Here is a 23,624-nt window from a genome sequence, read left to right on the forward strand (position 1 = left end):
CCGCCGCGATCTGGCACAACCGGACCACCGGCCAGCCCGTGACCAGGTCACTCATCGCCTACGACCACTAACTCAGTTAGGACTTACTCGTCTAGGGCAAATGGCTGCTTGTTGATCTCTATTCGCAGCCATTTGCCCTAGATCGACGAGCGTATGCGAGGTCAGAGCATGGACATGTGTACGTGGTCGGTGTGGTCGCTCTCACCGCTGTACGAGCTCCAGCCGGTGGCGGGGAACCAGATCTGCTTGTACCAGATCACGTAGAGGATGCCGAGCCGGTCCGCGTTCCGGACCAGGAACGCGGTCAGGTTGTTGCCGTAGAGCCGTTGGTCCTGCGTACGCGCGGAGGCGAACCCGCTGTTCAGCAGCGACCAGTCACAGGCGCGGCCCTTCGGGTGCTCGAACGGACCGCCGTTGCGGTGGCAGCCGACGAACCGGTTGAAGCCCGCCTTCTTCACCTCGTTGTACGCGTGCAGCGTGCGCGGGGTGACGCAGCCGCTGGTGGTCGGGTCGTCCTTGTTGCACGACTCCTTCGGCCAACCGCCACTGGCCGTACGCGGGGCCGCCTTGGCCACCGGCGAGCTGGCGTTGACGAAGCCGTTGGTGAGCTTCTTGCCGCCGACCAGAGCGAGGGAGCGTTCCGCGTCCTGCTTCTGCCGTGCCATCACGGCCTGCTGCTTCTCCTGCTCCTTGACCTCGGCGTCGGCCAGGGCCTTGGCGCGTTCGACCAGTTCCTGGGCGGTGTTGAGCTCGCGCAGCTTCTGGTCGTTGACCGCGTTCATCTCGTCGAGCGCGACCGCCCGGTCCAGGAACGAGTCCGGGGACGCGCTGTTGAGCAGCGCCGACACCGCGCCGAGCCTGCCGGTGCGGTAGGAGCGGGCGGCGATCTCGGTGACCTGGGGAGTCAGCTCCTCGATCTGGACCTCGGCCTTCGCCAGCTCGGTGGCCAGGACGGCCTGACGCTTCTTCGAGGCGTCGAGGGCGGCCTTGGCGTCGGCGAAACGACGGCCGGTCGCCTCCAACACCTCGCTCAGCAACTGGTTGTCGGACTCGGTCGCCGGGGCCGGCGTTGCCGGCGCGGCCTGGACCGGGACCGAGAACGGCGCCACCATGAGCAGGGTGGTAACCAGGGTCAGGGCAGGCGTGAACCATCGGCGGAGGGGTGCCGTCATGCAGGATCCTTCCGTTGGTCGCCGACCGGGTTAGCTGACGGGTTCGGGATGGAAGTGATCCCTACCGCTGTTGCGGATTCACCCCACGTACTCGGTTCCCCGGTTCGTCCAGGACGATTAGGCGACGGTCCCGCCGGCACCGGTTGGCGCCGATTGGCGTTGACCGCGAAGAATCTTACCGTGTGACGCGTCCCGATGGGCATGCCCATCCGGTACGAAAAGCGTTATGGGACAACAACTTTCGGTTATTATCCGCGGTTCCGACCAACATGGATACCCGCTGTAATGGTGATGGCGCCGATTGTCGAATCAGCGATCGCCGATCAGCGGTTGCCGCGTTTGCGCGACGGCTGCGCCTTTCCCGTCGACTGGTTGCCGGCCGCGGCTTTCCGGGCCGCCGCCGCACGTCTGGCCGCCGCGGTGGTGACGGGCCGCCCACGGTTCGCCGGACCGGTGTTGATTCTGGCCGTACGTCGCGGCCGGATCGCCAGGGCGACGATGACAATCACCCCGACCAGCAGCAGCACCGGCAGCAACCAGACCAGCGGGCTGCCGTCGTCGGAGGCGCCACTGGCGTTGTCCGGCACCGGCGACGCGGATGCGACGGTGTTGCCGGCACCGGGATTGGTCGACGCCGGCCTGTCCGGGTTCTCGGCCAGGGCGAGCAGTGCCGGGTCGGCGGCGTTCGTCGGTGCGCTCCAGCCCTGCGGCGCGCGGGTCGGCGCCCCGGAGTAGGAGAACTTCACCGTGCCGCGTACGGGCTCGCGGTCCGAGGCCACCGACAGGTAACTGGCGGTGTACTCGCCCTTCTCCGGCCAGTGCGAAACCTGGACGAACGCCGAGAATCCGGTGTGGTAGAGCTTCGGCTCCCACTTGCCGTTGACCAGGTTCAGCTCGGTCACCGGGCGGTCGAGCCGCTTGTCCGGGCCGGGCCGCCAACCGGCGTCGACCCGTACGCCGCTCGGCGCGGTGACGGTGAAGTACGCGTTGGCCGCCGGAGCCTCGGTGAAGTACAGCTCCAACGACTGCATCGGTTGGGACAGCGTGGCGCCGGCAACCGGGTTGGAAACGGCGAGCTGACCGTGTGCGGACGCCGGTGATCCGGCCACCGCGAGGGCGATCGTGGCGCCGAGAACAACGGCGAACAGGCGGCATGCCGCGCGGACGGTAACCAGCCGGGTCGATCGCATCGGCCCATCATGGTGGCTTCCGCTGTGCCCGGCAAGACGCTACAGTCGCTTCCCGATGTCACGGGACCGGCTGACCGGGGAGATGTTGATGATGCCCTCTATCGGCCGTCGCCGTGCACTGGCCGCACTGACCGGTGCCGTCCTGCTGGCCGTCGCGGGCACCGGATGCGGGTCCACCGACGAACCGGTGGACTCCAGCGCGCCGGTCGAGGTGGCCATCACCATCACCGAAGGCCGGTCCGAGCCGCAGCCGGGCCGGGTGGACGCGAAGAAGGGCCAGTCCGTCCGGATCACCGTGACCAGCGACGTTCCGGACCGGGTGCACGTGCACGGGTACGAGGTCGGCGCGGAACTGCCCGCCGGCCAGCCGGCCACGGTCGAGTTCGTGGCGGACATGGACGGCCTGTTCGAGGTCGAGACGCACGAGTCGGGCGTGTTGCTTTTCCAGCTACTGGTCCGATGAGGACGGTCCCCGAACTGCTGGCCCACGGGGTCGGCGGGCGGCAGGACCTGCCCATCCCGTTCGCGTACGCGGTGACGGGTGCGGCGTTGGCCCTGGTCATCTCGTTCGTGGTGCTGGGCGCGTTCTGGCGGGAGCCGAGGCTGGGTGACGCCGAGGCGGGTCGGCCGCTGCCGGACCGGGCCGCCCGGCTGGTCGACTCGGCCGGTTGGCACTGGACCCTGCGAATCCTGGGACTGGTGCTCGCGGGCTACTTCGCGATCGGGCTCTTCTTCGGCCCGGACGTCGACCGCAACCCCACCGCCGGACTGTTCTACGTGCTGTTCTGGGTCGGGCTGGTGCCCGCCTCGCTGCTGTTCGGACCGGTGTGGCGGGCGCTGAATCCCCTGCGTACGGCCTATCTGCTCGCTGCCGCGCTGCTCCGGCGGGATCCGCGTCGGGGCCTGCTGTCGCTGTCGCCGCGACTGGGTTACTGGCCGGCGGCGCTGGGCCTGCTGGCGTTCGTCTGGCTGGAACTCGTCGCGCCGGACCGGGCCACCGTCCCGGTCATCCGCACCTGGCTGGTCGCGTACGCGCTGCTGATGCTGGTGGGGGCGGCCGTGTTCGGGGTCGGGTTCTTCGATCGGGGCGACGCCTTCGAGGTGTACAGCGACCTGGTCGGCCGGCTGGCGGTGGTCGGCCGTCGCGACGACGGGGTGCTGGTCTGGCGCAACCCGCTGGAGGGGATGAGCGGGCTGGCCCCGGCTCCGGGACTCACCGCGGTGGTGGTCGTCCTGCTCGGCTCCACCCTGTTCGACAGCCTCTCCAACGCCCCCGCGTGGTTCCGGTTCGTGCAGAACACGCAACTGCCGGCGGTGCTCACCAACACCGTCGGGATGCTGGTGCTGATCGGCCTGGTGCTGGCCGCGTACGGCCTCACCTGCCTGATCGCGGCGAAGCTGGCACCGGGCGTGCGGCCGGCCGACGTGGCGGCCGAGATCGCCCACTGCATCGTGCCGATCGCGGTCGGGTACGTGCTCGCGCACTACTACTCGCTGCTGGTCCTGGAGGGGCAGCGGACCGTCGCGCTGCTCTCCGACCCGCTCGCCACCGGGGATGCCAACTGGCTGGGTACGGCGGACTGGTCGGTCAGCGCGGCCCTGGTCACCCCGACCGGGGTGGCCATGTTGCAGGTCACGCTGATCGTGCTCGGGCACCTGCTCGGCACCGTGCTCAGCCACGACCGGGCGTTGGTGCTGTTCCCCGGCCGGTCCGCGATCGCCGCGCAGGTGCCGCTGCTGGTGCTGATGGTCGGCTACACGGTCGCCGGCCTGCTCCTGCTCTTCGCCGGCTGACCCCGCACCGCCCGTTCCTGTCGCCTTCCGGCACGTCACCGCCCGAATCGATCGAAGCTGGCAATGAGTCCCACTTCTGACTTGCACACATAGCGATGTACGCATACTTTGTGGGAGACGGCGCGACGACGAGGGAGGGCGACCCATGGGTGCAGGCCACGACCACGGCGGTCACATGCTCAGGGCAGGCGAGAAGCACCGCCGCCCACTCTGGGCCGCGCTTGCCGTACTGACGGTGTTCATGCTGGTCGAAGCCGTCGCCGCGTGGCTGACCGGCTCGCTGGCCCTGCTCTCCGACGCCGGCCACATGTTCACCGACGTGCTCGGCATCGGCATGGCCCTGGCCGCGATCACCGCCGCCAGCCGCGCCAACCTCGACACCCAACGCACGTTCGGCCTCTACCGGCTGGAGGTCCTCGCCGCCCTCGGCAACGCCGTACTCCTCTTCGGGGTGGCGATCGCGGTCCTGGTCGAGGCCGTACGCCGGTTCGGTGACCCGCCCGAGGTCGCCGCCGGACCGATGCTCGTCGTCGCCGTCGGCGGCCTGCTGGCGAACATCGTCGCCTTCCTGCTGCTGCGCTCCGGAGCCAAGGAGAGCCTGAACGTGCGCGGGGCGTACCTGGAGGTGCTCGGGGACCTGCTCGGCTCGGTCGGCGTCATCGTCGCCGCGGTGGTCATCACGTTCACCGGGTGGCTCTACGCCGACCTGGTGGTCGCGGTGGCGGTCGGTCTGTTCATCCTGCCGCGCACCTGGCAACTCGCCCGGGCCGCGATCCGGGTCCTGGTCCAGGCCGCCCCGGCGCACGTCGACGTGACCGAGGTACGCACCAGCCTGGCCGGCGTCGCCGGGGTCTGCGACGTACACGACCTGCACGTGTGGACGCTGACCTCCGGCATGGACGTCGTCTCGGCCCACCTCAGCCTCGATCCCGGTGCCGAGGTCGGCCGGGTGCTCACCGCCGCCCGGGAGCGGCTGCACGAGAGCTTCGGCATCGACCATGCGACTCTTCAGGTCGAGCCGCTAACCTCGGCCCGGTTGTGCCAGGACAGCCACTGGTGACTCGGCGGGAACCATCCGGCCGTCCGGCACGACTACCCGTGGGGGCTGTCTGCCATCGCCGTTGGGAGTTGAGCTGGATGCGAGTGTTCCGCCCGCTTGCCGTCATCGCCGTCGCCTGTGCCGCCGTACTCGCGGCCGTGCCGGCGCCCGCCTGGGCGCACAACGAGCTGCGTGCCAGCAATCCGGCCAAGGGCGCCCAGCTCGCCAGCGCGCCGGCCGAGGTGGTGCTCGACTTCGCCGAACGCCTCAACCCCAAGTTCACCACCGTCGCGGTGACCGACAAGGCCGGTGCGGCCGTCGGCACCGGCCAGCCGGAGGTGACCGGACCCCGCGCGGTGCAGCGGCTCCGGCAGCCGCTCGACGCGGGCGACTACACGGTGGCGTACCGGGTGGTGTCGGTCGACGGTCACCCGGTCAGCGGCAAACTCACCTTCACCGTGACCGCGCCGCCGCCCGCCGCCGCACCGGTGAGCCCCTCTGCGGCGACCCAACCGTCGACCGGGCCGGACCCGACCGCCGCACCCGCCGGGGCGACGGCGTCCCCCTCGGACGACCTGCCGGGTGAACTCGCCGGGGACGAGTCCACCACCGAAAGTGGGGGCAGCCTCGTACCGGGTCTGCTGCTTGCCGGCGTCGCCGTGCTGGCGATCGGCACCGGCTTCCTGCTCATCCGGCGCCGCCGGACCACCCAGCCGTGACCGGCCCGGACCAGCCGGCCGTGGGCACACCGGTCGTGGATGGGCCGGACCCCGTCGTCGGCACCACCGACCGCCCCACCGCCACGGCCGGGCCCGGCCCGGCCCACCCCGGCGGGTGGCCGGTCGCCGCCGCTGGGCTGCTGGTCGCCGTCGGGGTGCTGGCCGCACTGCTGTCGTACGGGGGAGCCACCCGCCGGGAGATCCTCCCCGGCCTGGCCGACGCCGGCCCGATCACCCCGTGGGCGTTGCCCATCGCCCGGCTCGGCATGCAGGTCGGCGCGGTTGTCACCGTCGGCCTGCTGCTCGCGGCGGTGCTGCTCTCGGCCCGTGCCGCCGGAGGTGGCCTCTCCGCCACCGGCTACCGGCGGGTCCGGGCGGCGGCCTGGTCCGCGCTCGGCTGGTGCCTCGCCAGTGTCGCCGCGCTCTGCCTCACCCTCGCCGACGTGCTCGGCCTGCCGATCGCCGAGGCGGTGTCGGTCACCTCGGTCGTCAACTTCGCCACCACCGTCCAGCTCGGGCAGGCGTTGGCCCTCTCCGGCTGGCTGGCCGGGGCGATCTTCCTGATCTGCCGGGCCGCGCTGACCCCACGGACCGCCGGTGTCGCGCTCCTGCTCGCCGTACTGGCGATGGTGCCGCCGGTTTTCACCGGGCACGCCGCCGCGGCCAGCAACCACAAACTCGCGGTCTCCGGGCTGCTGCTGCACGTCGTACCGGTGGCGGTCTGGGCCGGTGGGCTGCTGGCCCTGGCGCTGACCGGTCGCGCCAGGACCGACCAACTGGCCATCGCCGTACGCCGGTTCTCCCCGCTCGCCGCCGGCTGCCTGGTCCTGGTCGCCGCCTCCGGCCTGGTCTCGGCGTACGTGCGGCTGCCCGGCCTCGGCGCCCTCGTCGACACCCGGTACGGCCAGCTCGTCCTGCTCAAGACCCTCCTGCTCGGTGCGCTCGCCGCCGCCGGCTGGTGGCAGCGGCGTGCCGCCCTGCCCGGTCTGCTCGACGGCGACCGGAGCCGGTTCATCCGGATCGCCACGGTGGAGGTGCTGATCTTCGCCGCCGCGATGGGCACGGCCGTGGCCCTGTCCCGGACCCCGGCGCCGGTGCCCGGTGAACCCGAGGAGAGCATCGCGCAGGCCCTGCTCGGCTACCCGCTGCCGGCGGCCCCCGACGCCGCCCGGCTGCTCGGTGACTGGCTGCCCGAACCGGTCCTGATCGCCGTCGCGCTCGCCATCGCCGGTTACTACCTGGGTGCGGTGGCCCGGCTCCGGCGTACGGGCGGGCAGTGGCCGGTGTGGCGTACGGCCACGTTCCTGCTCGGCTGCGCGGTGATCGTGGTCGCCACCTCCAGCGCCCTGGCCCGGTACGCACCCCTGCTGTTCAGCGTGCACCTGCTCCAGCAACTGCTGCTGACCACGGTCGCGCCGATCCTGCTCGTGCTCGGCGCCCCGCTCACCCTGGCCCGACAGGTGCTGCCGACATCCGTCACCCCCGGCTGGCCGGGAGTACGGGAATGGCTACGGGGAGCCGGGGCGTCCCGTACCGGATTGCTGCTGACCCGGCCGGTGGTGGCGGCGATCCTGCTCGCCGGGACGGGTTTCCCGCTCTACTACACCGGGATCTACGACCAGGCCCTGCGTTCACACGCCGCCCACCTGGTCATGGTCGGGTACTTCCTGGCCACCGGTTGGCTCTTCTTCTGGGTGGTGCTCGGTACCGACCCGGTGCCACGCCGTGCGGGCTACCCGGAGCGGCTGTTGGCCGTACTGCTGCTGGTGGTGTCGCAGGTTGCCCTCGGGCTGGTCCTCGCCGGCTCGGACACCCTGCTCGCCGCCGACTGGTCCACCGCGCTGGCCCGTCTCTGGGGCGACCCGCCCCTGTTGGACCAGCAGAACGCCGGTCGCCTGCTCTGGTCGCTCGGCAGTCTTCCTCTCCTCGCCGTCCTGGCCACCCTCGCCGTCCGCTGGCGCCGCGCCCGCCCGCCGTCCACCCCCGCATAGGACCCGCCCGCCCCCGTCAATGCGACGCCACGTCCGCCGCGCACCCGCACTTTCACTGAAAGAGTGGTTATTCGGCGTGGGATAACCACTCTTTCAGTGAAAGTGCGTTGATCCGCGTGCATGCGTGCGTGCGTGCGTGCGTGCGGGGCGTGCGGGGCGTGCGGGCGTGGAGGAGTGCGGGGCGGGCAGGGGTGGTCAGGAGCGGAGGCGCCAGCGGGTGGGGGCGCCCGAGGCCGGCGCCGACCCTGCCGAGGTCGCCTCGGCGGGCTCGGGTTCGGGGTCGGTGGTTGACGGGTCGGGGGTTGACGAGTCGGACGTTGTCGCGGCAGGTGCGTTGGGGTCGGCAGATCCGGTGGGTGTGGTGGACTCGGCGGTCGAGGCGGCAGCCGGGGTGGGGGCGGCGGGTTCCGGGTCCGGTGCGGGCTCGGGTTGGCGGCGGCGGGCGATGGCGGCACCGGCGAGCGCGGCGGTGACGAGCAGGGCGATCAGCAGCCCGACCCGCAACACGTCCGAGAAACGGTCGGTGGCGACGTCGTCGCTGGCGGTGGCCCCGGTGCCGTCCTCCGCGTCGGCGGCCGCACCGGGTGCGGCGGGTGGGGGAGCGGCCGGAGCCAGCAGGGCGACCACGGGTGCCGGACCGGTGCCGGCGGCAGCGGCCGAGCCGGGCGGGGTGCTCCACCGCACCTGGGTACCGTCGGAGTAGGTCTGGGTCACGTCGAAGACGAGCTGCTCGGTGTCGGGCATCGGTCCCAGCGAGACCACCAGCTCGGCGACACCCGGCGCGGCGGGCGGTGCCGTACGGGTCCAGATGATCGCCGAGGTCACCTCGGTCACCGCGCCGTGGTGGATGCCACCGAGCGGCTGGTTGAGCGGGCGGGTGGTGGTGGTCGGTCCCCAGTCCGGCACCGACATCGGATACACCTCGGCGACCGGCGCCGACTCGGGCAGCCGCAACTCGACCCGGGTGGTGTACGCCCCGGCACGCTCGTCCGGAACCCGGAAGGTGAGCTTCGCGGCGTCACCCCGGTACGCCTGAGCCGGGGTCACGGTCACATCCGCCGCCGCCGGCACGGCGAACGCCGCCCCGCCCCCGAGCACGCCGGCGAGCAGGGCGCCCAGCAGCGCGGCCCCTACCGCCGGTGTTCTGCCGGCCCGTACCGATCCAGTCATCAGCGACCCTCCTTCGACCCGTACCCGTGCCCCATCCTGGTAGTTCGCAGGCGGGACCGGAAAGGTTCAATCCACCGGCAGATCGGTATCGCTGCCCAGGTACGCCAGCACCGCCAGGACCCGACGGTTGGTGTCCTCGGTCGGGGGCAGGTCCAGCTTGCCGAGGATGTTGCCGACGTGCTTGCCGACCGCCGCCTCCGAGACGACCAGTGTCCTCGCGATCGACGCGTTCGACCGCCCCTCGGCGATCAGGCCGAGCACCTCCCGTTCGCGTACGGAGAGCCGGGCGAGCGGGTCGCGGCGGCGGCGCAGCAGTTGCCGTACCACCTCGGGGTCGACCACGGTGCCGCCGTCGACGATCCGGCGCAGCATGCCGACGAACTCGGCGACGTCGACCACCCGGTCCTTCAGCAGGTAGCCGACCCGTCGGCAGTCGCCGGAGTCGAGCAGCTCGGCGGCGTACCCGAGCCGGACGTACTGGCTGAGCACCACCACGGCCAGGTCCGGACGGGTGCGGCGCAGCCGTACCGCCGCCCGGAGCCCCTCGTCGGTGGAGCCGGGCGGCATCCGTACGTCGGTCACCACCAGGTCCGGTGCGTGCTCGGTGACGGCCGCGACCAGCGTCTCGGCGTCGCCGACCGCCGCGACCACCTCGAACCCGAAGCGGTGCAGGAGCCCGACCAGCCCCTCCCGGAGCAGCACCCCGTCCTCGGCGAGGACGACCCTGGTCACCGGGGACACGGCAGCTCCACCCGGAGCAGGGTCGGCCCGCCGGCCGGGCTGGAGAGCAGCATCCGCCCGCCGACCACGGCCACCCGGTCGGCCAGCCCGGTCAGCCCGGTGCCCCGGTTCGGGTCGGCCCCGCCCCGACCGTCGTCACCGACCTGTACGGCCACCCGCCCGGCCCGCTGTTCCATGGTCACCGAGACCTCGGTCGCGCCGCTGTGCCTGGCCGCGTTGGTGAGCGCCTCGGCGACCACGAAGTAGACCGCCGCCTCCAGTTGGCCGGGCAGCCGCCCGGACGGTTCACAGTGGACGGTTACGGGAATCGAACACCGATCGGCGAGTTCGCTCAGCGCGGCCGGCAGCCCGCGTTCGGTGAGGATCTGCGGGTGGATGCCGTGGACGATCTCCCGTAGCTCGACCATGGCCTGTTTGGCCTGCTCGTGCGCGGTGGCCAGGGTGCCGGCCGCGGGTGAGTCGGCGGGCAGGTCGAGCCGGGCGAGGCCGAGTTGCAGGGTGAGGCTGACCAGCCGTTGCTGGGCACCGTCGTGCAGGTCGCGCTCGATCCGGCGACGTTCGGACTCGAACGCGTCCACCAGCCGGGCCCGCGACCGGGCGACCTCGACCAACTCCGCCCGCAGTTGCTCCCCGGTTCCGCCACCGCCGTCGTGCAACAGCAACCGGGCGACCGCGCCGTGCGCGCCGGCCAGGACCGCGAGCAGGTACGGCACCGAGGGCAGCAGGAGCAGACCGGCGACCGCGTACCGTAGCGCGTCCCCGACCGAGTCGACCGTGTCGAACCCGAGCGACACCGGGCCGACGTCCTGCCCGACCAGGAACGGGCTGGCCACGAGGGTCACGATCAGCACCGGCACGGCGAGGACCGCGCCGTACAGCACCGGGACGGCGGTGACGAGCAGGAACGTGTAGCCCACTGCCCGCCAGGTGGTCGCCTCGGCGTACCGGTGGCGAAGCCAGGGCCACGGTCCGGGGGCGATCGGCGGGTGGCGGACGACCACCGGCGGCCCGGTGTCGACCAGTCGCAGCCGGCGCCTTTCCACCGCCGCCACCGGCATCGCCACCAGCGGCCCGAACGCCGCCACCAGCACCGCTCCGACCAGTACGGTCATCAGCAGGGTGCCCAGTGGCTGGAATTCACCGGTGGTGACCCGGCGGAGCGCGATCAGCCAGGGGAAGCCGAGCACCAGCGACGGCAACCCCACGGCGGCGACCACCGGCGCCGTGGTGAGCAGATAGGCCAGCGACCGCCACGGCCAGGCGCCGATCAGGAATCGCCGACGCCCAACCGATTCAAGTGGGGTTCGGGAGGTGTTGTCGAGTGTGGATTGTCGTTCGATGACCGCGGTTTCTCTGTCGGGAAGCACGGAATCGACGCTAACGGTCGGCCATCGGTGGATACATCCGCCTGAGGCTAGACCTCGGGTATGGCCAGCCCTACCCCGAATGGGAGATCGGTATTACCGTCGCCCGGCTTTTCCGGGTCATATTCTTCCGGCGGCGAGCACCGGTCGCTTTTCCATTGCGAGTCGTTCCAACAGCGGCACCGCATGGTCGGGTCCGGGCAGGGCGGCGATCTCGTCCCGAAGCCGTACGGCGGCCCGGCGGTAGCCGTCGTCGGTGAGCACGGTGGTGACCGCCTCGGCGGCGGCTTCCGGGGTGACGCTGAACGCGTCGAGCACCCGGCCGACACCGAGTTCCGCACAGCGGGCCGCGTTCGCCGGCTGGTCGGCGCCCATTGGCGTCAGCACCATCGGCAGGCCGTGTTCCAGCGCCCCGAGCACGCTGCCCGAGCCGGCGTGCGAGACCACCAGGTCGGACCGGGGCAGGACGAGCGCCTGGGGCACGTAACGCTCGATGCGTACGTGGTCGGGTTGCCGGCCGAACTCCGTCGGATCGAGCTGCTTTCCGACCGTGACGAGCAGGTTGATGTCCAGTTCCCCGAGCCCGGCGATGAGCCGGGGAAACAGGTCACCGGATTCGATCGGGAACTCGGTGCCGAGGGTGAGGTAGACGCCGGGCCGACCCTCCGTCCGCCCCTCCCACGGCAGGGCGGTCGGGTCCGCCGACGGCGGTGGTGTGACCGGGCGGATCGAGTGCGCGGTGGCGGGCAGCGGGCAGGCCGGATCGCGGTAGCTCGGTGGGGCGGGAGCGAGCACCAGGTAACGGCTGAGCATGGCGAGTTCGGGGTCGGGCGGCAGGTCGTACGCGGCGCGCAGCTCGTTCAGCGGTTCGGTGACGAGGTCGGGCCGGATCAACGAACCGGCGGCCAGGACCAGCACACTCGCGTACGGCAGGCCGAGGCGTTCGGCCGCGACCATGGTGCCGAAGTCCGCCTCGTCGCAGACCACCAGGTCGGGTTGCCAGGTGGGGCAGATGTCGAGCATCCGTTCGGCGTTCCGCCGGGCGGCCCGGCCGGCGAAGATCTCGCGTACCTCGCGGTCGATCTGCGCGAAGTCGATCGGCCGCAACGGGATGCGCTCGGGGGGCGCGGTGGGCGTACCCTGCGGCGGGCCGTCGGCCGGGGGTGTCTCGGTGACGAGGGCCGTGAAACCGGCCGCTTCGACCGTTGCGGCCATCCCCGACGCGCAGGCGAAGGCGACCTGGTGACCGGCGGCCCGGGCGGCGCGGGCGATCGGCACGAGCGGGATGAAGTGGCCACTGCCACCTGCGAAGCTGAAGAGAAAACGCACCCACCGACCTTTCCCTATCGGATCGGCGGGTTCAACAGGTATTGCCGGATTCACGAACCGCTCGCTGAGTAGGCAGTGTCGGGTTTTATTTCGCACGCCTGTGTTGAAACGCTGTTCGATGGGTGCTAGAAAGGGTCGTGCCGAAGGTCGTCGATCATGATCAGCGTCGGGAGGAACTCGCTCGGGCGGTCTGGGCCGTGGTCGCCCGAGCCGGCGTCGAGGGTGCGACCGTACGCGCGGTGGCCGCCGAGGCCGGCTGGTCGATGGGGGCCCTGCGGTACTACTTCGCCACCCAGGAGGGCCTGCTGCGGTTCGCCCTGGAGGTGATGCTCCGCCGTACGCCCGAGCGGCTCCGGGTCCAGCTCGCGACCGGCCAACCCGGCCTCGAACGGGCGCAACGGATCATCGAGGAACTCCTGCCGCTCGACCAGGAGCGACTCGCCGAAGGGCTGGTCTGGCTGGCGTTCCTGACCAGGGCAAGGGTCGACCGCAGCTTCGACGACCTGCGCGAGACGGGCTGGCGCGGCGAACGGTACATCTGCCGGCTCGCGGTGGCCGAGATCGCCGGGTGCCCGTGGCCGGCCGACCTCACCGCGCCCCTGCCCGGCGAGGTGCTGGAAGCCGGAGCGGCGGACCTGCACACCTTCGTCGACGGACTCACCCTGCAGGGCGCCACCTTCCCCGAGGAACTACCGCCGGCACAGGTACGCCACCTGTTGAGCCGGCGACTCGAAACGCTGGAATCCGCCGTACGAGAGGATGGTCGATGGACGCCGGGTTGATCGGATCCCTGGTCCTGTTAGCTCTGATCGACAGCACGAGCTTCGGAACACTGCTGATCCCGATCTGGATGATGCTCGCCCCCGGCCGCCTGCACGCGTCCCGGCTACTGATCTTCCTTGGCACCGTCGCCGTCTTCTACCTCGCGCTCGGCGTGGCACTGACCGCCGGTGCCGCGGCGCTGCTGGACGACATCCGACCGCTGCTCGACACCACACCGGTCCAGGTGGTGCAGCTCGTCCTCGGCATCGTCCTGCTCGTCCTCGCCTTCCGCACCGGCCGGAAGAAGGAAGGGGCCGAGCCGGGGCGGCTGATGCGGTGGCGCGAGCGGGCGATGACCGGCGAGGGGTCGTCGAAGGCACTGATCGCCCTGGCCCTGACCGCGGTCACCCTGGAGGCGGCGACGATGTTGCCGTACCTGGGCGCCATCGGGCTGCTGAGCGGGGCCGAACTGGCACTGCCGGTGACCGCTGCCGTACTCGCCGGATACTGCCTGGTGATGATCCTGCCGGCGCTGGTGCTGCTCGGCGCCCGGATGATCGCGGCCAACGCGGTGCAGCCCGTACTCGTCTGGGTCAACGGGTGGATGACCCGCAGCGCCGCCGAGACCACCGGATGGATCGTCGGCATCGCCGGTTTCCTGCTGGCCTCGAACGCGGCCGGGGAACTGGGACTCTTCGACGCGATCGACACCCTCTCCGGGGCGAAGTAGGGCGGCTCAGCGGGCTATCGCCAGCCCGAACGGGACCGGTCCGAGGGCGGCGACCAGTGGGCGTACGGCCAGCGGGAAGGTCTCGGTCCACCGGGCCGTGACGAGGCCGCCCAGGTCGACCACCCACTCGTGCCGCCAACCCAGAGCGGCCAGGAACCGCCCGGTGGCCTGCCTGGCCTCGGCCCGGTCGCCGGACACGAACACCGTGGGCGGGGTGGGCAGGCGTCCGGGGTCGGCCATCAGCGACACGTGCATGGTGTTCAGCGCCTTGACGACGAAGGTCGCCGGCAGGGCCGCCTGGATCTGCTCGGCCAGACTGCTGCCGGGATGGAGCAACGCGGTGGCGAACCCGTCGTCGCCGATCCGTACCCCGTTGGCGACGTCGACCAGGATCCGGCCGGCGAGCGAACCGCGCAGGTCCGCCAGGGCCCGCACCGAAACCGCGCCGGGCAGGGCGTTGACCACGATCTCGGCCCCGGCGACGGCGTCGGCCGGGGACGCGACGGCGACGCCGTCGCCACCCCAGTTCAAGCCCTCCGGCGTACGGGAGCCGACCACGACCGGGTGGCCGTGGGCCGCGAGCGGGCCGGCGAGCGCCCGGGCCACGTTGCCGGATCCGAGGATGGCGATGCGGGTCATCTGTGCCTCCGAGTGCGTACGTGCGGGGGAGTGGGAGCCGGCGCCGACGTTACGGTTGACCTCCAGCCGCAGGTAGTAGGCACTTCCGGGTGCCCAGGGCACTTCGGGAGGACGTGGTGGTGACACGGGACGCCGCGCGACGGCGGACGGCGGCACGGGAGACGCACCTGGACGCGATGGCCGGGTGTCCGGGGCACCGGGTGCTGGACCGGCTCGGTGACAAGTGGGTCAGCCTGGTGCTGAAGGAACTCGGGTCGGGCCCCCGCCGGCACGCCGACCTGGCCCGGTCGGTCGCCGGGGCGAGCCAGAAGATGCTCACCCAGACACTGCGCGGACTGGAACGCGACGGACTGGTCACCCGTACGGTCACCGCCGGGGTGCCGGCTCGGGTCGACTACCGGCTGACCCCGCTCGGCGTGGGGCTCCTGGAAGCGATGCTGGTCGTGGTCGACTGGGCCGAGCGACACGTCCCGGAGATGGACGCCGCCCGCGCCCGCCACGACGGGAAAATCGTCGGTCCGAAGGCGGGTTGACCTGTCCGGACCGGGCCGGCGGCTCCGACGTCCCGGTCGAACGGCACCGCGCAGGTGCCGGCGGAGAAGGAGGACTCTCGTGAAGTACATGATCCTGTTGTCCGGTTCGCAGCGGGACTACGACGTCCTGGCCGGCAAGCCCGGCAACGGCCCGGCCTGGTCGGCGGAGGACGTGGCGGCGATGCACGAGTTCATGGCAGCGTGGAACAACGAGCTGGTCGAGTCCGGTGAGTTCGTCGACGCCCAGGGCCTGAGCGCCCCGGTCCACGCCCGGCGGATCGAGTTGCGCGACGGTGTTCCGGTGGTCACCGACGGGCCGTACGCCGAAACCCAGGAGGTCCTGGCCGGCTACACCATCGTCGAGTGCAGGAGCTTCGACCGGGCCACCGAGATCGCCGCGCGCCTGGCGAACACCCCCCACCCGGACCAGGGCGGATCCGGTCCGGAGTGGTACGTCGACGTACGGCCGATCGTGGAAGGCGTCGAGGAACTGAGCATCTGATCAACGACGTGCCGGACACCGAGGTCGAGGACCTGTTGCGCACCCTGGCGCCGCAGGTCCTCGGCGCGGTGGTACGCCGCTACGGGCATTTCGACACCGCCGAGGACGCGACCCAGGAGGCACTGATCGCGGCAGCGGCCCAGTGGCCGAGGGACGGACTGCCGGACCACCCGCTCGGCTGGCTGATCACGGTCGCCGCGCGCCGGCTGACCGACCTGCTCCGCAGCGAGCAGGCCCGGTTACGCCGGGAGGACACTGTCGCCCGGTGGACCCTGCCGGAGCAGTGGCTAGCATCGGCCGCCGACCGTACCGCCACGGACTCCGACGACACGCTCGTCCTGCTGTTCATGTGCTGCCACCCCGCGCTGACCCCGGCCGCGCAGATCGCGCTGACCCTGCGGGCGGTCGGCGGCCTGAGCACCGGGGAGGTGGCCCGGGCGTTCCTCGTACCGGAGGCGACCATGACCCGGCGGATCACCCGGGCCAAGCAGCGGATCAGGGACAGCGGCATCCCGTTCGGCCTGCCCCCGGCCACGGAACGCGCCGCGCGGCTCGGCGCGGTGCTGCACGTCCTCTACCTGATCTTCAACGAGGGGTACGCCAGCACCACCGGCCCCAGCCTGCACCGGGCCGAACTGTCGACCGAGGCTATCCGGCTGACCAGGCTGGTGCACCGGCTGCTGCCCGACGACGGGGAGGTGGCCGGACTGCTCGCGCTGATGCTGCTGACCGACGCCCGGCGGTCGGCGCGTACGGGACCGGACGGCGCGCTGGTGCCGATGGCGGAGCAGGACCGCAGCCGGTGGGACGCGGGGCAGATCCACGAGGGGGTCGGCCTGCTCACCGAGGCGCTGCCGCGCGGGGCGACCGGCCCGTACCAGCTCCAGGCGGCGATAGCCGCGATCCACGACGAGGCACCGACCGCCGAGGCGACCGACTGGCCCCAGATAGTCGCCCTGTACGAGCTGCTCCTGCGCCTGTCCGACAGCCCGGTGGTGGCCCTGAACCACGCCGTCGCGGTGGCCATGGCCCGGGGCGCGGAGGCGGGGCTGGACCTGCTCGGCAAGCTCGAAACCGACCAGCGGATCGCCGGAGACCGCCGCCTGTACGCGGTCCGCGCCCACCTGCTGGAGATGTCCGGCGACCACGGCGGCGCCCGCCGGGCGTACGAGAAAGCCGCCAGCCTGGCCACCAGCCTCCCGCAACAGCGCTACCTCAACGCCCGCGCCGCCCGCCTCGCCGAGGACCAGTAGTCAGCCGACCTGGTTGTTGTCCTTGAGCGCACCCCAGCCGTGCCAGGTGTCGATCTCGATCCAGGCACTGACCCGACCGCGATCCCGCCGTGCGTACGCCTGCCCGCGGTAGTGCAGGGAAAGCCGGTCGATGTCCGCCAGGTCGGTGTCCTCGCGCAGGTCGACGACGCGCCCCATGAGGCTGACGTGGGTGTACCAGCCGCCCTCGTCCAGAACGGTGAGCGCCACCCGGGGGTCGTTGCGGATATGGCCCAGCCGACGGCGTCCCTCGTCCATGTTCACCAGGATCCGGCCGTCGTCCCACAGGTACCAGGTCGCGGTGGACACCGGCTGACCATCCGCCTTGAGGGTGGTCATGACGGCCGGGTTCGGCTTGCGCAGCAGGGCAATGGCGGGTTCGGGAAGCGGCGGTTTGGACATGTTCCAACTCTCTTTTTCGGGGCAGCGTGACGTCCCCCACGTTACGCAGGTACCCGGTCATGATCCACCTCGTACGCGCGGAACGGGTTGCGCTGTACCTACTGGTATGTACAGACTGTCGGCATGGACTCGCGACAACTGCTGGTCGAGACGATGAGCGAGCTCATGTGGGAGCGTGGCTACGCCGACACGAGCCCGCGTGACGTACGCGAGCGGTCCGGGGTGGGCCAGGGCAGCATGTACCACCACTTCCCGAGCAAACGGGATCTCGCGCTCGCCGCCCTCGAGCGCAACGTCGCCGACCTGTTGCCGGCCACGTCCGAGCTCGACGGTCCGGGCGACCCGATGGCTCGGATCGAGGCCTACCTGAAGCGTCCCCGCGACGCACTCAAGGGCTGCAAGGTCGGCCGGTTGACCCAGGACCGGCAGGTCCGCGAGGACCCGGTGCTGCTCGACCCGGTCGGGCGCGCGTTCACCCAGGTCCACGCGAGCTGGGTGAAGGTGCTTCGCGACGCGGTCGCCGCCGGCGAACTGCGGGACGACCTCGACCCCGAGCGCCTCGCCCACACCCTGATGTCCGTCCTGCAGGGCGGCTACGTGCTCGCGATCGCGCAGCAGGACCCGGGCCCGTTCGACGACGCCCAGGCCGGCGCCCTCGACCTGCTCCGGGCGGCTGCACCAGCCACGCCGAACGACAAGAACGACAAGAGGAAGTGAAACCATGACGGTACGCATCGGCATCAACGGGTTCGGGCGGATCGGGCGCAGCTACCTGCGCGCCGCCCTGGCGAACGACGCCGACGTCGAGGTGGTGGCGGTCAACGACCTCACCGACGCCCGTACGCTCGCCACCCTGCTCGAGTGGGACTCCATCTCCGGCCACCTCGACGGCGTCGCCTTCGACGGCGACGCGATCGCCGTCCAGGGCACGCGCATGAGGGTCTTCGCGCAGCGCGACCCCGCCACCATCCCCTGGGGTGACGTCGGCGCCGACGTCGTCATCGAATCCACCGGCCACTTCACGGACGGAGTCACGGCCGCGGCCCACCTCAAGGGCGGCGCGAGAAAGGTCATCGTCTCGGCACCGGCCAAGGGGGACGTCCCCACGTTCGTCCTCGGGGTGAACGACGACAGACTCGACCCGGACAGCCACGATGTCTTCTCCAACGGCTCGTGCACCACGAACTCGCTCGCGCCGCTGGCAAAGGTGCTGAACGACTCGTTCGGCATCGAGTCCGGCCTGATGACGACGGTTCACGCGTACACGGGCGACCAGCGACTGCACGACGCCCCGCACTCCGACCTGCGTCGGGCCCGCGCGGCCGCCGTCTCGACCATTCCGACGTCGTCCGGCGCGGCCAAGGCGATCGGCAAGGTCATCCCCGAACTCGACGGGCGCCTCACCGGCGCCGCCCTGCGCGTCCCCGTCCCGGTGGGTTCGATCACCGACCTCACCGTGGTCCTGCGACAGAGCGCCAGCGTCGACGACGTCAACGCGGCGTTCCGCGAGGCGGCTGCTTCCCAGCGGCTGCAACGCTACCTGCAGTACTCCGAGGCGCCGCTGGTCTCGGCGGACATCGTCGGCAATCCCTACTCGTCGATCTTCGACGCGCCGCTGACCCAGGCCGTCGGCAACCAGGTCAAGGTGCTCGGCTGGTACGACAACGAGTGGGGATTCTCCAACCGCCTCGTCGAGTTCTCCGAACGGATCGCCGCAGCCGCCTGACGCCGGGCCGGCACCCTTGACAGCCACGGAAACCTTGGCGCGTATTTGGCGCTGTTGGCGGCTGATGGCTGTGGGCAGCCGAACATGCTGGATGAACGATGAAGGCCCGCGACCGGGTTTCCCCTGGTTACGGGCCTTTTCGTGCTGGTCAAGATTGGTGCCCCCGGCAGGATTCGAACCTGCGCCACCGCCTCCGGAGGGCGGTGCTCTATCCCCTGAGCTACGGGGGCTCAGCGACCGGGAAAGAGTAGCAAACACCCGGCCCGGCAGCCGAATCGGTATCCACCAGGCATGGCGCCAGGGGTTGGGGGCGGCGTGCCCCACGTCGGGATCAAGCGTGACCGCCCAGAGTGGGGTACGCCGCCCCCAACCCCCACCCCACCACCTTCAGGAACGACCACACGAAGGCAACGCGTACGGGGCGATCCGGGGTGGAAGCCGCCGGGGCCACTCGCCCCGCCCCCAGGATCCGTCCACCACCACGTGCACCAATCGGCCGTCCACGCCGCTCAGCCGCAGCAGGAAGTCGCGGGGCAGCGGTGGATCCACCGTAGGCGTGGTGATCATGAACTTCATCCGCCCCCGCTGGGACATCGCGGAGATGACGTCGGCCGCCGGCGCGACACCGTGCAGTCGGGTACGGCCGAGCCAGCAGAGTTCCGCGCGGTGCTCCTGGGCGGAACGGACGATTCCGGGGTACTCCTGTCGCATCCAGATGCGTACGGCGTCGACGCAGAGGCCGCAGGCGCGGTCGGTGGGCTCCCGTGGGCCGAGTCCCCAGGCGTGCAGGTATTCGCCGACGGTCGCCGGTTCGATCGTGAGCCCGAACTGGCGCTCGATCAGGGCGGTGACGCTCTGCCTGGTCCAGAGCGGATCGTCGAACCCGAACTGGTCCGGGTACCTGCCCCGCAGTGCGTCGATCAGTTCGAGCTCCTGATCGCGGCTGAGTGCCTCTGCCGGGCCCGACCGCTGCCCGCGCCGAGCGGCCACCGCGCCGTCGCCGCCGATGGTGTGCCGCCGGCACCAGCTGGTGACGGAACGTCGCGCGTCCTTGAGAACAACCCCCACGACTGGGGCAACGAGCCCGGATCATGACTGGTCACGATATCTACGGAGAAAACTCCCTAAAGTGCACAGTCGGGCATAACGGTACGTACAGGAATTAAGCGGGCTACTTTGCGCCTACTTTGTCAAGCAGTGCCTGGATTGCGGTGATTTCCTTCTTCTGGCCCGCGACCATGGTCCCGGCCAGGGACTGCACCTGCTCGTCGTCGGACTCGTCCAGCGCCGCCTCGGCCATGTGGATGCCGCCGAGGTGGTGGTTGAGCATCAGCCGGAGGAACATCGTGTCGAAGTCCTGCCCGGTCGCCGCCCGTAGCTGGGCCCGCTCGGCGTCGGTGGCCATGCCCGGCATCAGACCGTCCCGGACCGTGCCGCCGCCGTCCGACATCCACGCCATCCTCGGGGCCGAACCGGTTGGGCCGAGCTTCCAGTCGCGCAGCCAGGTCAGCATGATGCCGATCTGGGCCTGCTGGGTCAGCGCGATGTCGGCACCGAGCGTCCGTACGTCCGGGTCGGTGGCTTTCTCGTGCGCGAGCATGGCCATCTCGACGGCCTGGGCGTGGTGGGTCGACATGTCCCGCGCGAACCCGGCCTCGACCGAGGTCTCACCGGGCCGGGTCAGCCCCGGGATCAGCAACCCGGCGGCAACGCCGAGGACCAGTCCGACCGCGATCCCGATGGCCACCCAGCCGGTGCTGAACCGGCGACGGCCCTCACCGGTGGCCGAGTTGTCGTCGAAGTCGTCGGAATCGTCGTCGTCGCCCGACGAGCCGTCCCGCTCGAAATCCTCGTCTCCGAGGTCTTCGAGCTGTTCGGGTCGCGGATCGTCGGCGCCCGACGCGCCGGCCGGAGCCGACGCGTCGGGGCGGGTTGCTGTACCCATCGGTGTCCTTACTTCTTACTGGGTTGCGCCGTCTTTGCCGAGGTCACGCGGGGTGGTGCCGGTGGCGGTGATACCGCCGGAGCAGCTCGCGCCCTGCTCGATGCCAGCGTTGGTACGCAGCGACCGGATGAACGTGTCGATCCGGCTGTCGTCCGCGTTGTCGACCTTGAGCTGGTAGCCCCAGGCCTGCAGCGAGATCGGCTTGTCCAGGTTGTCGATCGGGCTCATCAGCATGTACTCGTTGCCGCGCACCTTCTCGGCCAGCTTCGACACCTGGTCGGCCGGGAGCCCGGTCTTGTACGAGACCCAGACCGCGCCGTGCTCCATGCTGTGCACCGCGTGCTCGCTGGCGATCGGCGCGTCGTAGACGTCACCCATGCAGTTCTGCCAGTTGAAGTTGTGCTTGCCGCCCACCGGCGGGGTGAGCGAGTAGCTGACCGGGCCCCAGGCGTGGTCCGAGGCGGTCAGCGACTTGTCCGGCGATTCCCGGTAGTCCTTGATCCCGTCGATGCCGGCGGCCTGCTCGGCCCAGGGCTTGGCACCCTGGAACACCGCCCAGCCGCCCCAGCCGATGATTCCGACGGCGAGTACGCCGACGGCGACGAACAGCGCGATCGGGCCCCAACTGCGGCCCTGGCTGACCTTGACCGGGGCGATCGGCTTGCGGGGGCCCTTGCCGCCACCGCCCGCGCCTCGACCTTGCCCGCCGGGACGGCCGCCACCGGAGTTACCGGTTGCTGGCTTGCCACCCGCCGCCGGCTTTCCACCGGCCGCCGGCTTCTTACCGGTGCTGACCACGGACGGACGGCTTTGATCGCCACCCTGGGTGCTGATGCTCATGGTGCCTCGTCAGGTCGGTCGGTCAGGGGGTGGCGGGTCACAAAGGCGCAGGGTGTCCGCCGAGTGACCGAGTCTACCCCCGGTAACATGTTTCGGTGACTCCCGCCAATCTCGCCGAGGTCGTCCGTACCGCCGCACAGGCGGTCTTCATTTCCCGTGGGCTCGATCCCTCCCTGCTCCCGGAGTCGGTGACCCTGGAGCGACCGCGCAACCCCGAGCACGGCGACTACGCCTCCACGCTCGCCATGCAGCTCGCCAAGCAGGTCGGCGTACCGCCCCGCGAGCTGGCCGCCGGCCTGGCCGAGGAGCTGAGCCGGGCAGTCGGCATCAAATCGGTCGAGATCGCCGGACCGGGCTTCCTCAACATCCGTCTCGACGCGGCAGCCGCCGGGCAGTTGGCCCGCGTGGTGGTCGAGGCGGGTCGGGCGTACGGGCGCAGCGACGTGCTGGCCGGCGAGCGGATCAACCTGGAGTTCGTGTCGGCGAACCCGACCGGGCCGGTGCACATCGGCGGGGTCCGGTGGGCGGCGGTCGGCGACGCGCTCAGCCGGCTGCTCCGGGCGACCGGGGCCGACGTCACCACCGAGTACTACTTCAACGACGCCGGGTCGCAGATCGACCGGTTCGCCCGTTCGCTGCTCGCCGCCGCGAAGGGGGAGCCGGCTCCCGAGGACGGCTACGGCGGGGAGTACATCGCGGAGATCGCCGAGGCGGTCCGGGCGCTGCACCCGGACGTGCTCGACCGCCCCGACGCGGTGGCCCAGGAGGTGTTCCGGGTCGAGGGCGTCGCGCTGATGTTCGACGAGATCCGTTCCTCGTTGGACCAGTTCGGGGTCCGGTTCGACGTCTACTTCAACGAGAAGGACCTGCACGACCGGGGCGAGCTTGACCTGGCCCTGGTCCGGCTGACCGACCAGGGGCGGACCTACGAGCTGGAGGGCGCCACCTGGCTGCGTACCACCGACTTCGGTGACGACAAGGACCGGGTGCTGCGCAAGTCCAACGGCGAGTGGACCTACTTCGCCGCGGACTGCGCGTACTACCTGGACAAGCGGGAGCGCGGCTTCGGCCGGGTCGTGATCATGCTGGGCGCCGACCACCACGGGTACGTCGGCCGGATGCGGGCGATGGCCGCCTGCTTCGGTGACGACCCGGACCAGACCCTGGAGATCCTGATCGGGCAACTGGTCAACCTGGTCCGGGACGGCCAGCCGCTGCGGATGTCCAAGCGGGCCGGGACCGTGGTCACCCTGGAGGACCTGGTCGAGGCGATCGGGGTGGACGCCGCCCGGTACGCGCTCGCCCGCTACTCCAGCGACTCGCCGATCGACATCGACGTCGAACTCTGGACCAGGGCCAAGAGCGACAACCCGGTCTACTACGTCCAGTACGCCGGCGCCCGTACCGCCGGGGTCAGCCGGCATGCCGCCGAGGTCGGGCTGACCCGGGGCGAGCCGGACGCGTTCCGCCCCGAGCTGCTCGCGCACGAGAAGGAGAACGAGCTGCTCAAGGCGCTGGCCGAGTACCCGGCCGTGCTCGCCACCGCGGCCGAGCTCCGTGAGCCGCACCGGGTCGCCCGCTACCTGGAGGAGCAGGTGGCACAGTCGTTCCACCGGTTCTACGACAACTGCCAGGTGGTGCCGAAGGGCGACGAGGAGATCACCGACCTGCACCGGGCCCGGCTCTGGCTGGTCGACGCCACCCGGACGGTCATCGCGAATGGACTGGAACTACTTGGGGTTTCGGCCCCGGAGAAGATGTAAGT

The 23,624-nt window shown here is 71.0% G+C and carries 24 protein-coding genes, 1 tRNA gene and 1 riboswitch; of the genes, 13 read left to right on the plus strand and 12 right to left on the minus strand.

Going from position 1 to position 23,624, the window contains the following annotated elements:
- Positions 1-161: 161 nt before the first annotated feature.
- The gene (locus ACWEFB_RS23685) at positions 162-1,172 is read right to left on the minus strand and encodes a coiled-coil domain-containing protein (protein WP_452288701.1); all 1,011 of its coding nucleotides are present in this window, start codon (positions 1,170-1,172) and stop codon (positions 162-164) included.
- Positions 1,173-1,175: 3 nt separating this feature from the next.
- Positions 1,176-1,306: riboswitch (cyclic di-AMP (ydaO/yuaA leader) on the minus strand.
- A 189-nt stretch (positions 1,307-1,495) separates the two neighbouring features.
- Positions 1,496-2,362, minus strand: coding sequence for a copper resistance CopC family protein (locus tag ACWEFB_RS23690; RefSeq protein ID WP_452288703.1), 867 nt, complete (start codon positions 2,360-2,362; stop codon positions 1,496-1,498).
- A gap of 55 nt (positions 2,363-2,417) precedes the next feature.
- Between ACWEFB_RS23690 and ACWEFB_RS23695 the strand changes: the two genes are divergently transcribed.
- The 5 genes from ACWEFB_RS23695 to ACWEFB_RS23715 all read left to right on the plus strand — a co-directional run bounded on the left by ACWEFB_RS23695 (position 2,418) and on the right by ACWEFB_RS23715 (position 7,905).
- On the plus strand, positions 2,418-2,825 hold the full coding sequence (locus tag ACWEFB_RS23695) for a cupredoxin domain-containing protein (protein WP_326562810.1): 408 nt from the start codon (positions 2,418-2,420) through the stop codon (positions 2,823-2,825).
- Positions 2,822-4,156, plus strand: coding sequence for a hypothetical protein (locus tag ACWEFB_RS23700; protein WP_452288705.1), 1,335 nt, complete (start codon positions 2,822-2,824; stop codon positions 4,154-4,156). The genes ACWEFB_RS23695 and ACWEFB_RS23700 overlap by 4 nt, the downstream gene beginning before the upstream one ends.
- A 145-nt stretch (positions 4,157-4,301) precedes the next feature.
- Positions 4,302-5,216 (plus strand): cation diffusion facilitator family transporter, encoded by a 915-nt coding sequence (locus tag ACWEFB_RS23705; protein WP_452288707.1) that lies wholly within the window; start codon positions 4,302-4,304, stop codon positions 5,214-5,216.
- Between the two features lie 77 nt (positions 5,217-5,293).
- Positions 5,294-5,914 carry a copper resistance CopC family protein gene (locus tag ACWEFB_RS23710; RefSeq protein ID WP_452288709.1) on the plus strand — a complete coding sequence of 207 codons (621 nt, stop codon included), beginning with the start codon at positions 5,294-5,296 and terminating at the stop codon, positions 5,912-5,914.
- Positions 5,911-7,905 carry a cytochrome c oxidase assembly protein gene (locus ACWEFB_RS23715; RefSeq protein ID WP_452288711.1) on the plus strand — a complete coding sequence of 665 codons (1,995 nt, stop codon included), beginning with the start codon at positions 5,911-5,913 and terminating at the stop codon, positions 7,903-7,905. The genes ACWEFB_RS23710 and ACWEFB_RS23715 overlap by 4 nt, the downstream gene beginning before the upstream one ends.
- Positions 7,906-8,100: 195 nt before the next feature.
- Here the strand turns inward: ACWEFB_RS23715 and ACWEFB_RS23720 are convergent, their stop codons facing one another.
- The 4 genes from ACWEFB_RS23720 to ACWEFB_RS23735 form a co-directional block, all read right to left on the minus strand.
- Positions 8,101-9,075 (minus strand): DUF1775 domain-containing protein, encoded by a 975-nt coding sequence (locus ACWEFB_RS23720; RefSeq protein ID WP_452288713.1) that lies wholly within the window; start codon positions 9,073-9,075, stop codon positions 8,101-8,103.
- Positions 9,076-9,141: 66 nt separating this feature from the next.
- Entirely contained in the window at positions 9,142-9,816 is a 675-nt protein-coding gene (locus tag ACWEFB_RS23725; RefSeq protein WP_452288715.1) for a response regulator transcription factor, read from the minus strand.
- Positions 9,804-11,183, minus strand: coding sequence for a sensor histidine kinase (locus ACWEFB_RS23730; protein ID WP_452288717.1), 1,380 nt, complete (start codon positions 11,181-11,183; stop codon positions 9,804-9,806). The genes ACWEFB_RS23725 and ACWEFB_RS23730 overlap by 13 nt, the downstream gene beginning before the upstream one ends.
- Positions 11,184-11,300: 117 nt before the next feature.
- Positions 11,301-12,509, minus strand: a complete 1,209-nt coding sequence (locus tag ACWEFB_RS23735; RefSeq protein WP_452288719.1) for a glycosyltransferase — start codon at positions 12,507-12,509, stop codon at positions 11,301-11,303.
- Positions 12,510-12,646: 137 nt separating this feature from the next.
- Here ACWEFB_RS23735 and ACWEFB_RS23740 point away from each other — a divergent pair, with 137 nt between their 5' ends.
- Both ACWEFB_RS23740 and ACWEFB_RS23745 read left to right on the plus strand, forming a co-directional pair.
- Positions 12,647-13,291: a TetR/AcrR family transcriptional regulator gene (locus ACWEFB_RS23740; protein WP_452288721.1), complete on the plus strand. Its 645-nt coding sequence runs from the start codon at positions 12,647-12,649 to the stop codon at positions 13,289-13,291.
- The gene (locus ACWEFB_RS23745; RefSeq protein WP_452288723.1) at positions 13,276-14,001 is read left to right on the plus strand and encodes a GAP family protein; all 726 of its coding nucleotides are present in this window, start codon (positions 13,276-13,278) and stop codon (positions 13,999-14,001) included. The genes ACWEFB_RS23740 and ACWEFB_RS23745 overlap by 16 nt, the downstream gene beginning before the upstream one ends.
- Positions 14,002-14,007: 6 nt before the next feature.
- On the opposite strand, the gene ACWEFB_RS23750 is transcribed toward ACWEFB_RS23745, so the two are convergent.
- Complete coding sequence (locus ACWEFB_RS23750) at positions 14,008-14,640, minus strand: NADPH-dependent F420 reductase (protein WP_452288725.1); 633 nt, start codon at positions 14,638-14,640, stop codon at positions 14,008-14,010.
- Between the two features lie 89 nt (positions 14,641-14,729).
- Between ACWEFB_RS23750 and ACWEFB_RS23755 the strand changes: the two genes are divergently transcribed.
- From ACWEFB_RS23755 to ACWEFB_RS23765, 3 genes are all read left to right on the plus strand, one after another.
- Positions 14,730-15,173, plus strand: a complete 444-nt coding sequence (locus ACWEFB_RS23755; protein WP_452288728.1) for a winged helix-turn-helix transcriptional regulator — start codon at positions 14,730-14,732, stop codon at positions 15,171-15,173.
- 88 nt (positions 15,174-15,261) lie between these two features.
- Entirely contained in the window at positions 15,262-15,675 is a 414-nt protein-coding gene (locus ACWEFB_RS23760; RefSeq protein WP_452288903.1) for a YciI family protein, read from the plus strand.
- 8 nt (positions 15,676-15,683) lie between these two features.
- Positions 15,684-16,928, plus strand: a complete 1,245-nt coding sequence (locus ACWEFB_RS23765) for an RNA polymerase sigma factor (RefSeq protein ID WP_452288730.1) — start codon at positions 15,684-15,686, stop codon at positions 16,926-16,928.
- On the opposite strand, the gene ACWEFB_RS23770 is transcribed toward ACWEFB_RS23765, so the two are convergent.
- Positions 16,929-17,348 carry a PPOX class F420-dependent oxidoreductase gene (locus ACWEFB_RS23770; protein ID WP_452288732.1) on the minus strand — a complete coding sequence of 140 codons (420 nt, stop codon included), beginning with the start codon at positions 17,346-17,348 and terminating at the stop codon, positions 16,929-16,931. It abuts the gene before it with no gap.
- 123 nt (positions 17,349-17,471) lie between these two features.
- Between ACWEFB_RS23770 and ACWEFB_RS23775 the strand changes: the two genes are divergently transcribed.
- Entirely contained in the window at positions 17,472-18,065 is a 594-nt protein-coding gene (locus ACWEFB_RS23775) for a TetR/AcrR family transcriptional regulator (protein ID WP_452288734.1), read from the plus strand.
- 4 nt (positions 18,066-18,069) lie between these two features.
- Positions 18,070-19,074: a type I glyceraldehyde-3-phosphate dehydrogenase gene (gene gap / locus ACWEFB_RS23780; protein ID WP_452288736.1), complete on the plus strand. Its 1,005-nt coding sequence runs from the start codon at positions 18,070-18,072 to the stop codon at positions 19,072-19,074.
- 155 nt (positions 19,075-19,229) lie between these two features.
- Here the strand turns inward: gap and ACWEFB_RS23785 are convergent.
- The 4 genes from ACWEFB_RS23785 to ACWEFB_RS23800 form a co-directional block, all read right to left on the minus strand.
- Positions 19,230-19,304: transfer RNA gene (locus tag ACWEFB_RS23785), tRNA-Arg, on the minus strand.
- 157 nt (positions 19,305-19,461) lie between these two features.
- Positions 19,462-20,142 carry a winged helix-turn-helix domain-containing protein gene (locus ACWEFB_RS23790; RefSeq protein ID WP_452288738.1) on the minus strand — a complete coding sequence of 227 codons (681 nt, stop codon included), beginning with the start codon at positions 20,140-20,142 and terminating at the stop codon, positions 19,462-19,464.
- Positions 20,143-20,245: 103 nt separating this feature from the next.
- The gene (locus tag ACWEFB_RS23795) at positions 20,246-21,019 is read right to left on the minus strand and encodes a DUF305 domain-containing protein (RefSeq protein ID WP_452288740.1); all 774 of its coding nucleotides are present in this window, start codon (positions 21,017-21,019) and stop codon (positions 20,246-20,248) included.
- Positions 21,020-21,034: 15 nt separating this feature from the next.
- On the minus strand, positions 21,035-21,859 hold the full coding sequence (locus tag ACWEFB_RS23800; protein WP_452288742.1) for a DUF3105 domain-containing protein: 825 nt from the start codon (positions 21,857-21,859) through the stop codon (positions 21,035-21,037).
- Positions 21,860-21,954: 95 nt separating this feature from the next.
- Here ACWEFB_RS23800 and argS point away from each other — a divergent pair, with 95 nt between their 5' ends.
- The gene (argS, locus tag ACWEFB_RS23805) at positions 21,955-23,622 is read left to right on the plus strand and encodes an arginine--tRNA ligase (RefSeq protein WP_452288744.1); all 1,668 of its coding nucleotides are present in this window, start codon (positions 21,955-21,957) and stop codon (positions 23,620-23,622) included.
- Positions 23,623-23,624: the final 2 nt, after the last annotated feature.

The organism is Micromonospora sp. NPDC004704, from assembly GCF_053601675.1.